At 40.0% G+C, this 12918-nt stretch carries 18 protein-coding genes; 3 read left to right on the top strand and 15 right to left on the bottom strand.

Features of this window, described 5'->3' with window-relative positions:
- Nucleotides 1–1350 carry an aminofutalosine deaminase family hydrolase gene (gene mqnF / locus DY109_RS09105; protein ID WP_023948540.1) on the bottom strand — a complete coding sequence of 450 codons (1350 nt, stop codon included), beginning with the start codon at nt 1348–1350 and terminating at the stop codon, nt 1–3.
- A gap of 135 nt (nt 1351–1485) precedes the next feature.
- On the opposite strand from mqnF, the gene DY109_RS09100 reads away from it, so the two are divergent.
- Nucleotides 1486–2304 carry a threonine/serine exporter family protein gene (locus DY109_RS09100; protein ID WP_023948539.1) on the top strand — a complete coding sequence of 273 codons (819 nt, stop codon included), beginning with the start codon at nt 1486–1488 and terminating at the stop codon, nt 2302–2304.
- Entirely contained in the window at nt 2297–2872 is a 576-nt protein-coding gene (locus tag DY109_RS09095; protein ID WP_023948538.1) for a threonine/serine exporter family protein, read from the top strand. The genes DY109_RS09100 and DY109_RS09095 overlap by 8 nt, the downstream gene beginning before the upstream one ends.
- A 22-nt stretch (nt 2873–2894) precedes the next feature.
- Here DY109_RS09095 and DY109_RS12390 read toward each other — a convergent pair whose 3' ends face one another.
- On the bottom strand, nt 2895–3017 hold the full coding sequence (locus tag DY109_RS12390; protein ID WP_023948537.1) for a hypothetical protein: 123 nt from the start codon (nt 3015–3017) through the stop codon (nt 2895–2897).
- 132 nt (nt 3018–3149) lie between these two features.
- Between DY109_RS12390 and DY109_RS09085 the strand changes: the two genes are divergently transcribed.
- Nucleotides 3150–4151: an alpha/beta fold hydrolase gene (locus DY109_RS09085; protein WP_023948534.1), complete on the top strand. Its 1002-nt coding sequence runs from the start codon at nt 3150–3152 to the stop codon at nt 4149–4151.
- Between the two features lie 47 nt (nt 4152–4198).
- On the opposite strand, the gene DY109_RS09080 is transcribed toward DY109_RS09085, so the two are convergent.
- The 13 genes from DY109_RS09080 to DY109_RS09025 all read right to left on the bottom strand — a co-directional run bounded on the left by DY109_RS09080 (nt 4199) and on the right by DY109_RS09025 (nt 12906).
- Nucleotides 4199–4522 (bottom strand): SMR family transporter, encoded by a 324-nt coding sequence (locus DY109_RS09080; RefSeq protein WP_034549926.1) that lies wholly within the window; start codon nt 4520–4522, stop codon nt 4199–4201.
- A gap of 51 nt (nt 4523–4573) precedes the next feature.
- Complete coding sequence (locus DY109_RS09075) at nt 4574–4963, bottom strand: DMT family transporter (protein WP_023948532.1); 390 nt, start codon at nt 4961–4963, stop codon at nt 4574–4576.
- Nucleotides 4963–5832: a prolipoprotein diacylglyceryl transferase gene (gene lgt, locus DY109_RS09070; protein WP_034549923.1), complete on the bottom strand. Its 870-nt coding sequence runs from the start codon at nt 5830–5832 to the stop codon at nt 4963–4965. The genes DY109_RS09075 and lgt overlap by 1 nt, the downstream gene beginning before the upstream one ends.
- Before the next feature lie 15 nt (nt 5833–5847).
- Nucleotides 5848–6186, bottom strand: a complete 339-nt coding sequence (locus DY109_RS09065) for a hypothetical protein (RefSeq protein WP_034549827.1) — start codon at nt 6184–6186, stop codon at nt 5848–5850.
- The gene (locus DY109_RS09060; RefSeq protein WP_115737842.1) at nt 6158–6403 is read right to left on the bottom strand and encodes a hypothetical protein; all 246 of its coding nucleotides are present in this window, start codon (nt 6401–6403) and stop codon (nt 6158–6160) included. Before DY109_RS09060 ends, DY109_RS09065 begins: the two co-directional genes overlap by 29 nt.
- A 44-nt stretch (nt 6404–6447) precedes the next feature.
- Entirely contained in the window at nt 6448–6642 is a 195-nt protein-coding gene (locus DY109_RS11190) for a hypothetical protein (RefSeq protein ID WP_023948527.1), read from the bottom strand.
- Complete coding sequence (locus tag DY109_RS09055; RefSeq protein ID WP_023948525.1) at nt 6602–7348, bottom strand: RluA family pseudouridine synthase; 747 nt, start codon at nt 7346–7348, stop codon at nt 6602–6604. Before DY109_RS09055 ends, DY109_RS11190 begins: the two co-directional genes overlap by 41 nt.
- On the bottom strand, nt 7332–8546 hold the full coding sequence (gene waaA, locus DY109_RS09050) for a lipid IV(A) 3-deoxy-D-manno-octulosonic acid transferase (RefSeq protein ID WP_023948523.1): 1215 nt from the start codon (nt 8544–8546) through the stop codon (nt 7332–7334). Before waaA ends, DY109_RS09055 begins: the two co-directional genes overlap by 17 nt.
- Nucleotides 8539–9249 (bottom strand): zinc ribbon domain-containing protein, encoded by a 711-nt coding sequence (locus DY109_RS09045; RefSeq protein WP_023948521.1) that lies wholly within the window; start codon nt 9247–9249, stop codon nt 8539–8541. Before DY109_RS09045 ends, waaA begins: the two co-directional genes overlap by 8 nt.
- A gap of 10 nt (nt 9250–9259) precedes the next feature.
- A complete protein-coding gene (locus DY109_RS09040; RefSeq protein WP_023948520.1) occupies nt 9260–9991 on the bottom strand; it encodes a Nif3-like dinuclear metal center hexameric protein in 732 nt (243 codons plus the stop codon).
- Nucleotides 9992–10018: 27 nt separating this feature from the next.
- Entirely contained in the window at nt 10019–10933 is a 915-nt protein-coding gene (gene glyQ, locus DY109_RS09035; protein WP_023948519.1) for a glycine--tRNA ligase subunit alpha, read from the bottom strand.
- Between the two features lie 216 nt (nt 10934–11149).
- Nucleotides 11150–11677: an ankyrin repeat domain-containing protein gene (locus DY109_RS09030; RefSeq protein WP_147291186.1), complete on the bottom strand. Its 528-nt coding sequence runs from the start codon at nt 11675–11677 to the stop codon at nt 11150–11152.
- A gap of 29 nt (nt 11678–11706) precedes the next feature.
- Complete coding sequence (locus DY109_RS09025; RefSeq protein ID WP_023948517.1) at nt 11707–12906, bottom strand: aspartate aminotransferase family protein; 1200 nt, start codon at nt 12904–12906, stop codon at nt 11707–11709.
- Nucleotides 12907–12918 lie beyond the last annotated feature (12 nt).

Raw genomic sequence — 12918 nt, 5'->3', positions numbered from 1 at the left:
TTAGAGAATAACTTTTCCACTAAGAATGAGCGTAGAGACTTTTTGTGCTGACATGATGAAATGCAAATGAGGCTGCGTGGAATTGGTGATATGTGGGATATGAAAAATCGCAAAATCCGCAAGCCTGCCTTTTTGCAAAATACCATTATTGAGATTGAGTGCTTTTGCGCCATTGTGGGTTGCCATTAATAAAAGCTCTTTGGCGAGATTCTCGATATTTGTATCCATACACAAAAGTCCTGCTCTTAGCTCATCAAGGAGATTGAGATTGAAATTTGAGCTCATACCATCAGTGCCTATGGCAAGGTGATTTGTGGTGTGATGATGTGTAGCTATGGTGCTTGAAGTGGGGGAATTTGAAGCTAAAGCTATGCGCGCAGAATCTAAATTAGCAGAATCTAAAGAATCCACATCAAAAGCCTTACATTGAGTGGATTTGGTGGCAGATCTAAGCGCATTGAGATTAAAAATCTTGCCATCAAGAAGTTTATTGCTTCTTGGGCAAGTGATGATAGAATGATGAGAATCTAGCGTGGCTCTTAGCTCAGATTGCGTGGCGTTTGTCATATGCACAAACACTGCCCGCAATCCACTAAAAAGCTCAAAAAATTCATCTATCGTATAAAAAGGCTTAGGATTTGGGATTTTAAGCACATTGGTATAAAAATCCAAAAACCACCCCTTGCCATGTGAGAGCCATTCGCGCTCGGCTTTAGATTCTAGGAAGTGTGTGGAGAGCAGGGATTGATTGGCTTTGGCGATGTTTATGATATGGCGCGCAAGCACATTATGCACAGAATATGGCGAGTGAATGGCTATGGCTGGAAAAAATGTGCTTGAAGAAAGGGCAAGCGATCGCTCAAATCGAGCTTTGAAATCCGAAAAAAGCATATCAATGGCTGCGGGATTTGAGCCAATGGCTTCATTGAAATACACAACTTTAAGCGGGCTTTGAGTAAGTGCTTGCATATCAAGCCCATAGCTTGAGATAGCACCCACACTTCCGACTCCACATTCAAGCTGCGAGCTAATCTCATCACAAATAATAGAATCTATTTTATCAAGCACATCATCGCGATTTTTCATAACGCTAGAGAGCCATTGCGGGAATCCACCATAATCAAAATGAAAGTGATTTGCTCCAAACTCAAAATGAATATGAGCATTGATAAAAGCCGGCAAAAGCACGCTATCTTCATAGAATCTAGAATCTAGATTCTGGTATTTTGCCCTCAATTCCTCAAATATGCCAACTTCTATAATCTCGCCATTTTCATACACAACCCCGCCATTTTTAATCACACTAAAATCGCTATCGCACACAAATACAAAGCTAGAACCAAGTAGCATTTTTGTCCTTTATCAAATCATTTATAAAGTTTGCATTGTAACCAAAATCAAAAAGAGTGAGTAAGTTTATCTTAAAAATGTGCTAGAATTTGCACTATTGAATGACTAGAATCCCATCAAATCAGGCGAGGCAGAATGCAAAAAGCACACCAAGCATATATCCAAAAAGCGCACATTCAAAAAGCACATATTATGGAAGTAAGTGATTTTGTCGCAAAATACGCAAGTGCTTTGCTTTCAAATGGTGCATACACTTCAAGGGTCGCGCGCTGCACTGAGCGGATAGCAGAATCTTTTGGCTATGATGTGCATTTAAATATATTTTTAAAATACATTATCCTTAATGTCATCGACAAGCAAAATTACGACAATCGCTACACTCAAGTCATCAACAATACCCAACCAAATGTCAATCTCGCGCTAATTACGCATTTAAGCGCACTAAGCTGGCAGATTTATGATGAGCACTTAAGCCTTAAGGAAGCAAAGATAGGATTTGAGGATATGATGCATAAAGCGCGCCTTGCTCCTATTCCTACGGCATTTTTTGTCAGCTTTGCAAATGCTACATTTTGCAAGCTTTTTGACGGGGATTTTGGGGCGTTGGTGTGTATTTTTATGGGGACTTTTGTGGGATTTTGGTTGCGGTTTTTCTGCCAAAAAATCAAGCTTGATATGCGCGCGCAATTTTTATTTACTTCTTTTTTGTCATCGTTTGTGGCGTATATCGGCGTTTGGCTAGGTCTTACGCATACGCCTGAGATTGCTATTGGTGGAAGTATTTTGTATTTGATTCCGGGCGTGCTTATCATTAATGCCCTTGTAGATATTATCCAAGAAAACACGCTTATGGGGGTTAGCAGGACGATAAATATGATTGTGGTTATGCTATGTCTTGCAGGCGGGGTGTATATGACTTTGGAGATTACAAAAGTGAGTATTTTAAATGTTTGACATTACGCAAAATTTTCCACAATTAGCGACATTATTACATTCGCCATTTTTGCATAATTCGCTTTGGCAGGAATGTATATCAAATACGATTTTTGCATTTATCGCTGGATTTGGCTTTGCGTGTGCGCTTAATCCGCTCAAGCGCACATTGATTTTGAGCGCGGTTTTTGCAGCGATTGGCTATAATGTGCGGTTTTTGCTTATGGAGACTTCGTTTTTTGGCTTTGCGGGAGCGAGCTTTTGTGCGAGCCTTTGTATCGGGCTTTTGGCTACAATCATCGCCAAAAAGCTGACAAGCCCGATTGAAGTTGTTGTGTTTCCTGCGCTTTTGCCTATGTTTCCGGGAAGCTATGGATACAAAAGCATTATCTCACTTTTGCTCTTTATACAGCAAAACGATGATAAGGGCAGGCTTGAGTATTTGCTTGCGTTTTTTGATCATTTTATGATTATGGTTTCTGTCTCATTGGCGTTGGTTGCGGGGGTTTTGATTGTTTTGTCGATATTTTATGAGCAAAGCTTTATGATGACAAGAGGGTTTAAGAGGCTCTCACTGAAGGATTGGTAGAATCTAGAATCCATATCGCAAGCTAAAAAATATCAGCACAAAGCGTAGAATCTAAAGTCATAGAATCCAAAACAAAATGAGGTTTTGTTTGCGTGAGGTTTTTTGTTTGTGGATTCTCAATGAAGCATTGTTTGTGTTTTTTCAATATTCCTTTTAGTATTTTTGCGCGCAAAGAAGCAAATCCCAAAATCAATATGATAAAGGATATTTTTAGCAATATATCTTTACAATAACTTACAAATAATCAAACATAAAATCCAAAGACTCAAGGTAAAATATGACAACTTCGATAAAACACTCTCAAAGGACTTTTCAGTCGGATTTTGGCAAAGTCGCTTATGATTTGTATGAGCCTGCGCTAGATGTGGCATTGCCTGTGAGGATTATCCAAATCGCTCATGGAATGGTCGAGCACAAAGGAAGGTATTGCTGGGTCGCGCACGAGCTTGCTAAAAATGGCTATATCGTTGCCATAAGCGATCATCGAGGGCATGGCGAGAGTGTCAATGCAGAATCTAAAATCACTTTGGGTGAAATGGGCGAAGATGGATTCCAAAAAGCTGCATATGATTTGTATAAGCTAAATTGCACGCTCAAAGAGCTTTATCCTAAGGCGGAGATTATTTTGCTCGGACATTCTATGGGCTCTTTGCTTGCAAGGCGGTATTTGCTGCTGTATGGGGATTCTATATGTGCGCTTATCTTAAGTGGCACGCCTGCGTATAATCCATTGCTACCACTTGGCATTTGGCTAGGTAGGGCATTTGGTTTTTTTGATTTGGCGATTGTGAAAAATCTAGGCGCAAAAGTGCTAAATCGGCTTAGCTTTGGTGGATTTAACAAAAAACTTCTCAAACACAATAAAATGAAGCGCAAACAAACCCCAAGCCTTGATAGCGCAAAAGCAAATAACATGCGTTGGCTTTGCTCAGATAATCAAGTCGTGCAAGAATACATCACAGATCCAAAGTGTGATTTTATTTTTTCATTGCAAAGTTTTCTCAATCTTTTTCATGGCACACAAGAAGTATATAGCCCTAATTACCCTGAACCCAAAAATCCGCTTTTGCCTGTTTTGTTTGTCAGTGGATATGATGATGCGTGCGGTGATTTTGGCGAGGGCGTGCAAAAAGCTAGAATCCATTTGCAAACGCAAGGATACAAAGATGTTGAGATTATCCTTTATCAAGATGCGCGACATGAGATTCTTAATGAGCCACACATTAAGCAACAAGTCATTCAAGATATATTGCTTTGGCTAAGAGATAGGCTCAAATAATTGTGAGATTACATCTTGCCTAATCTCATTGCCCATCTTGCCTATTCTCACCCATCTATCTCGCCCATTTTGAGTAGCACCACCGCGCATAGCACACATACCACACCAATGTAGCCGATGGCATTAAGCCTTTCTCCAAATAATATCCGCCCGCCAATAAGCGTCCCAATAATCCCAATCGCTCCCCAGCTTGAATACGCCACTGCTAAAGGCATATGCTTAAGCGCAAGGCGAAGCAAATAAAACGCCAAAAGCACCAAAAATATCGCGCTTATCCCATAGAGCTTTTTTTGAAAGCCATTTGATTGCTTGAGTAAAAGATTTGCGATCACATCAATGAGCGCAGCTAATGCCACAAGGACAAAACCCATAAAATTTGCTGATGAAAGAGATGAGAGAGATTCCACTTTGCCTCCTTTCTGTTAGCTACTTTTTGAGCTTTTTTCTTCGCCAAGATTGATTAAAATAATCCCACAAATCCCAAGTGCAATACCACACATTTGCATAGTTGAGAGCTTTTCATCAAAATAAAAAATACTCACTAACACAATGCAAATCACCCCCAAAACTTCCCACATTGCGTATGCTATGCTGACGCTGATTTTTTTTATCGCAAGCCCGATGAAATAATAAGAAATGCAAATAAAAATAGCAGTGACAAAAAAGCTACAATCAATGCGATGAGAAAATATAATGATATGAAAATCATGCACATAGCCCACCTTTAAAAAGCTTGAGCCTATAACTTCTGTCAAAATCGCAATAATCAGACACATCCACGCCCATAATAATGGATTTTTCGCTACGCGCATTATTTATCCTTTCTTGTATTTGCCTTTGTTTTTATTTGTTTTGGGTGAGCTCTAAGATACAGCATAAGCGCACTTCCGCATAGAATCATACAGCAGCACAGAATCTGCCCCATACTCAACCCAAAAAACAATCCCATTTGAGAATCTGGCTCTCGCCAATACTCCGCAATAAAGCGCATGACACCATAGCTTATCGCATAAATAGCAATAAGCATTCCTTTTGTGCGGACAAGGCGCGCACTCACAAGCACGATGATAAACACCACCACGCCCTCCAAAAACGCCTCCAAAAGCTGGCTAGGATAGCGAAGTGTGCCATCAACTATAATCCCAATCATTTGCCCGAATGTATCAGAATCTAAAACCACGCGCCCATAGAGTTCTTGATTGAGAAAATTCCCAATGCGCCCAAATACATACGCCAAAGGTATGCTAAGGGCTGCTAGATCCATATATAGCAAAAATGATTGTTTTTTGAGTCTTGCAAAAATCCACGAAGCAAGCAAAAATCCAATAATCGCTCCATGATAGCTCATTCCACGAATGCCTACGAAATTACCCGCTGTATCAAAGATATTAAAGATTTGCCATGGATGCGCAAGATACCAAAACCGCATAGGATCATAAATGATGATATAGCCAATGCGCGCACCCAAAATCACGCCAATTTCTGCCCAAATAAAATAACTATCAAGCATATGTGAGCTGATAGGAAAGCGATTTGGCGCACGCGAGATGATGATTTTTGCGACAAAAAAAGCAAACAAAAGCGCGCACACATACGCGATCCCATACCAATGCATAGGAAAGCCAAACACGCTAAAAGCAATAGGGTCAAATTTTTGATAAATATCATTCCAAAAACTCATATCACCTCCCATCTCTCACCTCACTTCTAGCGGATCTTGCTCGATTGCAATGTCAAAAAGTTCATTGAATTCGACTTGCTCAAAAATGCTATATATTTTGTAATGATCTGTGGAGATGCTAAAATCAAAGCCATCTCGTTGCTTGAGCTTGAGTAGATAGCCTAGTGCGTAGGTATTGAAAGGAAAAGCATTAATGAGAAAAAGTTTCCATTTTTGCGATTTGAGCGTATCGATATGCTGGGCGATTGTAGCTCTAAACTGCGTGCTAAAATCTGCAAAATCTTCTTGTGTTTTTATTTTGCCTTCCCAGCGGATAATCATTTGGTTATCGCGTTGTAATGTCGTTATACTCAAAATATCTCCTCTTTAGCTGAATGCAAAGTAGCCGTTGTGTTTTTGATATGACAAAAATTTTTGGCATATCATAGCAAAATTTTCGTGCAAAAAACGCAATAATGATATGCCCAAATCCATTTGTTTGCTGTGCTTTATAGGCGGTTTTGTGATGTTTTATGCGGGTTTGGATTCTAGGTTTTGTCGGTGGAATCCTATACAAAAACCGCACTTGCATTGTGTCTGCATACACCAATACATCGCATTTGATTTAAGCTTGCCTTAATGTATCGCCATTTTTGTTTGTCGCACATACGCCATCTCTAGTATATTACTTCCTAATTCCCACAACATTGCATACAAAGAATCTTTATGTTGTGTTTTTGCGGATAGAAGTAGAGAATCTATACATGATTCTAGTGCATAGAAATTTACTCTAAACTTGAAACTCTTTTGGTAATGGTGCGTGGAATTCATAATCAAAAATCTTTATATATCGAGCATGAAGCATAAGTCGTTTGGCTGGAATCCCACCATACAGACTATCGCCAACAATTGGATACCCGATAGCTTTAAGGTGGATTCTGATTTGATGTGTGCGACCGGTTTTTATCTCGACATCAAGGAGAGTTTTTTTGCCAATAATTGCCTGTGGCTTGATGATACTTATAGCTGGCAAACCTTTCTTTGAGATTTTACTTTTTGCGATTTTGCCTCTTTGGGTCAAAATAGGCAAATCAATCACTTGCTCCTCGCTTATAATGCCATCTACTAAAGTGTTATAATGCTTTATTACGCGTTTGTGTTTGAATTCTTCTCTGGCTTTTTTTGCAAATTCACTCTCAGTTTTGACAAGCAAAATAACCCCACTTGTCTCTTTGTCGAGCCGATGAAGCAAGCTCCATTCTTTGAATTCCTCTCCAAAAATATCTATAAGATCATCTACAAGATTATAGCTTTCGATAAATGGCGGTTTGTCTATACACATAATATCAGAATCTTCAAAAAGGATTGTCGGCTTTGTGTAGGCGATCACATCAAATATGCTTTGATCTGGAAATTCTGCGCGAGCGAGAGTGATTTTTTTGCCTTTGAAGCTTACGCGTCCTTGATCGATGAGTGTTTTGGCTTTTTTGTGTGAAGTGCCAAGCTGTGTGCTTAGAAGTTTATATGCTTTTTGCATTGTGTATTCCTTTCGTGATTTCTTTGCAAAGCTCTGGAAGCTTAGAATCTATCGAGAGGATTTGAGATTTAGGGATAGTCTCAAATGATAGAAGCGTTTGGGTGAGATTCTGGGTGAGCGTATAACCTTGTATGCACTCAAATAATGCGTGCTGATTGAAAATATGTGTGCCACTAATGATTTTATTGTGAAAATACGCTGGCTCGATTGGATTATGTCCGCCTGCTTTGATAAATGCCCCGCCTAAAATCACAACATCGCCAATAGCATAAAAATTATTAAGCTCCATTAATTTATCAATAAGTAGCACATCAACATCATCGCGGAATCCATCACTTAGCTTTGCATAGCGCAGTAGATTTTTTTGGAGTAATTCCTCTACGAGTATAAATCTCTCCGGGTGGCGAGGCGCAAGAAATAAAATTGCATTATGATGTGTGGCTTTGAGTGCAAGGAAAGATTCTAAAATCATCTCTTCTTCTGTGTGATGTGTCGAAGCACCGATAATGCAGAGTTTATCAGGCTTAGGGTAGGTGTGTGTAATCGTCGGGGTTGCAAGGAGCTTGAGATTGCCAAATACACAGACTTCATTTGCCCCAAGAGTGAGAAAATGATTCATATCGTTTTGTGTTTGGGCTAGGATTTTATCGATATATGAGAAGATTTTGCGATACAAAAACGCAAGCTTTTTATACTTTGGGTAGGACGCATTTGAGATTCTAGCATTGATAAGCAAAGTCTTTGCCTTTAGGCTTTTGGCAAGATAAAAAAGCTCAAACCATAGCTCTGCTTCTGTAACGATGAGTGTTTGCAATGACTTTAAGCGGTGTTTATATAAGGGCAAAAATATCTCAAATGGCAAATAATGAATGCGAATGTTGCTGTGATTGTGGTAGGTTTTTTGTGCGAGATTATAGCCTGTTTGGGTGATTGTGGTGATGAGGATTTGATAGGGGGTTTGATTGGATTGTGTGTGAGACAAAAGGGAAGTGATGATTGGCTCTATGGATTTTATCTCACCAAACGAGCAAGCATGAAACCACAAGGCAGGCTTAAAATCAGCACAAAATCTTTGATCCAAGAAAAAACGCGCAGGAATTGAGCGTCTGTGCTTTGTGCGAAAGCTTGTGATGATAAGAAATGGCAAACTTATGCCATATACAAGAGCGCACAAAAAGAGATAGAAATAATTAAACATTTTCTTCGATGTAGAGGATTCTGCCACAATGAGGGCAAGTGATGATGTCATTACTTTGCAAAATCTCTGTGTAGAGTTTGTTATTTATGCGGATAAAGCACCCGCCACAAGCTTGTTTTTTAACCGGCACGACACTTGTATTTTTCGCCCATTTGCGGATTTTTTCATAAAAAATAATCACTTTTTGATCGATAGAGGCAATGGCTTTTTCTTTTTTGAGGAAAATTTCATGTTGCTGCTCTCTAATACGTTTCACCTCTGCGTCTGTTGCTACTTGAAGCTCTTGTATTTGAGCTTGAAGCTCATCTTGCTTGGCTTGCTTTTGGGCTTGCTCTTGCTCTTTAGATTCTAGCTCTTTATTGAGTCGCTCTATCTCGCTATTTGCGTGTTTTATCTGCTCTCGCGCAAGATCTTCTTCGATAGCAAGTGCGCGCGCTTCTCTATCAGATCGCACTTCTTTTGTTTTTTGGGCGATCTCCTCGATTTTTTGGGAATTTTCTTGGATTGAAAGCTCATTGCGCACAATTGCTAATTTTAGTTCGTCTTTAGATTCTGCTATGGCTGTGATTGCGCTTTTTTGCTGATCTTGTGAAGCCAAAAGTGCATTGAGGGTTTTTGTTTTTTCTTTTATCATCGGCTCAAACGCATCAGATTCTTTGTCGATTTGAGCAATTTCGATGAGTTGTTTTAAATGTTTATTCATTGAATATCCTTCATATATAAGAAAATGGGGAAAAATTGTGTAGTATTATACCTTTAAGGCTCTTAATTTGCAAAATACTTTTTAAGATTTTTGGAAAATCTCTCTCGCTTGCGTAATGCTCGACATCAATGCAACCTATATTCATAGAAAGTGCGCTCATCGCGTCATGGTATTTTATATCTCCGGTGATAAGGCAGCTTGGCTTGTGTGGTATTTCTTTGAGAAAGCTAGCACCACTTCCGCATACGATATATAGATCTGATATTTTAGATTCTAGCGGCGTGAAGCGGATAGTCTCAAGCCCTAATGTTTGTTTGAGATGTAATGCTAAATTTGCAATCGTGCTTTCTTGAATCTTGCAATATTGCGCCATATTACATTCTTGAGCCTCTGTGAAGCCTAAGATGTTTTTTGCAAAGTGCGCGTTGAGATGTGTTTTGTCAAAGTTTGTATGCATGGCGATAAGGGCGTTATTGTTGCTAAGGAGAATCTGGGCTAGATTGCTTGGGTATTGCGCGGTTTGCAAGGATTTTAGAGGGGTGAAGATAAGCGGGTGATGTGTGATAAGAAGTGCGTTTTTAGGCAAGGATTTGACAATTTGCAAATCAGCCTCTAATGCAAGATAAATGCCCTCAATCTCTTGATGTAAATCACCGATATTAAGCCCTGAATTATCCCATTTTTCTTGCAAGGCAAATGGACTTATAGAATCTAGCACTTCATAAATTTCAGAGAGTTTCATATATTTGTCCTTTATTTTGCGCGCTTTTTATTTGTGTGGTTTGTACGTGGTTTGTTTTTGGGCTTGGAGTCGCTCTGCGCGCTCATTTTCTTGCTCTTTATACAGCATAGCACAACCCCTTGCTTGCTCTCGAATCTTTAGGATATAGTTTTGACGCTCTGTTACGGAGATTGCCTTGCGCGCATCAAGGATATTAAAATAATGAGATGAAAGCATAACCCAATCATACGCGGGCAAAACAACACCAGAATCTAAACATCGCACCGCTTCTTTTTGTGCCATAGCAAAGGCTTCAAAAAGCATAGTTGTATCAGCTATCTCAAAGTGATATTTTGAGAACTCATACTCACTCTCCAAATGCACATCAGCGTATTTGACGATATGTTTGCCATCATCATTCCAGCAAATATCAAACACAGATTCTACGCCTTGAATATACATCGCCAATCGCTCAACCCCATAAGTAATCTCAACTGCCACAGGATCGCACGCGATTCCGCCGACTTGCTGAAAATAAGTAAATTGTGTAACTTCCATACCATCAAGCCACACTTCCCAGCCAAGCCCCCAAGCACCAAGCGTTGGCGACTCCCAATTATCCTCGATAAAGCGCACATCATGCTTACTAGAATCTAGCCCTAGCATTTGGAGCGATTGTAAATACAGCTCTTGAATATTTGGCACGCTCGGCTTGATTAAGACTTGAAATTGATAGTAGCTTCCTAGGCGGTTTGGATTCTCGCCATATCGCCCATCAGTTGGACGACGCGAAGGCGCGACATACGCCACACTCCATGGCGTAGAATCTAGACTTCTTAGCAATGTCGCAGGGTGAAATGTGCCAGCACCTGCGGGAATATCATAAGGCTGAAGAATAATGCAACCTTGCTGCTTCCAAAACTCTTGAAGTTTGAGTAGTATGTCTGAAAAGCTTAATGCCATATTGTCTCCTTTATGAAATATCAAAAAATATCAAAATTTGAGGGGTAAATTTTCTCTTGCTCTCTCTTTTCTTTTTTTGTAGTTTTGCAATCTTATATTTTTGCAATTTTACAATTTTGCAATCTTATCCGCGATACTGCGATGTCATAATGTCGCAATGTGTTAGCGTTTGGATTGTAGCACGCGATAATTTTATGCTATTTTGTGTTTGTGTATTTAATTTCTAGAATCTAAATCCACCTCCACATCTCTAGCATTTTTTTGTTGTGTAGCGATAGATTCTGTGTTTTTTGACCTCCACCACAACCAAATCCTCTGTAATACACTCGGCTTTGCTTTTGTGTATTGTAGCAATAAATCTAAAATCTCTTTGCGTCTAAACATAATCGCACAATTCATCGGTGAAAGCGCGCCTTTGCCATCAGGATTTGCGCCAGATTCTAGCAAAAGCTTTGCCATTTCATAATACCCCTTGAAGCAAACTCCAGCCAAAGGTGTGTGGTTTTTGTCGTTTGGCTTATCCACTTGCGCGCTGTATTCTATAAGCATTTTGGCAGCCTCAAGGCTATTGTGATAGGCTGCAAGCATAAGGAGCGTATCGCCTTTGTGGTTGGCAAGATTAGCATTAAGCCCAGAATCTAGCAAAATCTTTAGATTCTGCGTATCGTTTTGCCTTGCAAAATCAAAGCTTAGCGCGCAAAGTTCTTCTAATTGTTGTTGCTCTTTGGAATTAAGTTGCATGATTTTCCTTTGGGCGATTGGTTGATTATCTATTATATCTCGCGCAAGATAGAATCTAAAATCTCTATCATCTCATCAATATGGCTAGAATCTATAACAAGCGGTGGCGCGATACGCAGGGTGTTATGACCGGCGGGCAGAATGATAAGCCCCTTTTCTTGCGCGCGCACGATAATGTCTTTTGAATGGATGCGCTCCTCAAGCTCAATCCCGCGCAAAAGCCCCAAACCTCGATGATCAATGAGAAAATTATATTTCTTGCAAAGTGCATTGATTTTAGATTCTAAGATAGTGGTCATATTTTGGACATTTTGTATAAGAGATAATTCCTCAAACAAATCAAAAACCTTGCTTACAGCAGCGCACACAAAAGGATTCCCGCCATAAGTGCTACCATGATCGCCGGGCTGCAAAGAATGCTTGGCAATTTTTTCGCTCACTACAAATGCCCCCACAGGCACGCCGCAGCCCAAAGCCTTAGCTGAAGTCAGCACATCAGGCTTGATACCATAATGCTGATAGGCAAACATTTTACCACTTCGTCCCATTCCGCATTGGATCTCATCTAAAATTAGCACGATGTCTTTTTCATCACAGATTCTGCGGATTTGAGAGAGAAATTCTTTGGTAGCTGGCGTTACGCCACTCTCGCCCTGCACGCTTTCTAAGATAATCGCGCAAGTATTGTCATTAATGAATTTTTCTACACTTTCAAAGTTATTAAAATCCGCAAACACAACGTCCGGAATAAGAGGCAAAAATGGCTTTTGATAGCTTGTATTTCCGGTAACAGAGAGCGCGCCTAAAGTGCGTCCATGAAAGGAATTATTCATAGCGATGATTTGAGGGTTTTTAAGCCCTTTTTGAAAGGCGTATTTTTTGGCGACTTTGAGTGCGCCCTCGATAGATTCTGTGCCACTATTTGTGAAAAACACCTTATCAAGCCCGCAAGCTCGGCGAAGTTTTTGTGCGGCTTCGATAGCTGGGGTATTGTAGTAGAGATTTGAGATGTGAAGCACTTTGTCAATTTGAGCTTTGAGCGCGTCATTAAAGGCTTTATTGCCATAGCCAAGCGCATTTACGCCAACCCCTGAGCCAAAATCTAAATATTTTTTGCCATGTGTATCAAATAAATACACGCCCTTGCCGTAGTCAAAATTTATGGGCTGGCGGTTGTAGGTTTTGAGTATGGATTCTGAAGCGCTAGCTATAAAATCAGTAGTCGTATTCATTTATTCTCCTTT

The sequence above is a fragment of the Helicobacter fennelliae genome (assembly GCF_900451005.1).
In the GTDB taxonomy this organism is placed as follows: Bacteria; Campylobacterota; Campylobacteria; order Campylobacterales; family Helicobacteraceae; genus Helicobacter_B; species Helicobacter_B fennelliae.
This window is presented reverse-complemented; position numbering and strand designations above follow the sequence as displayed.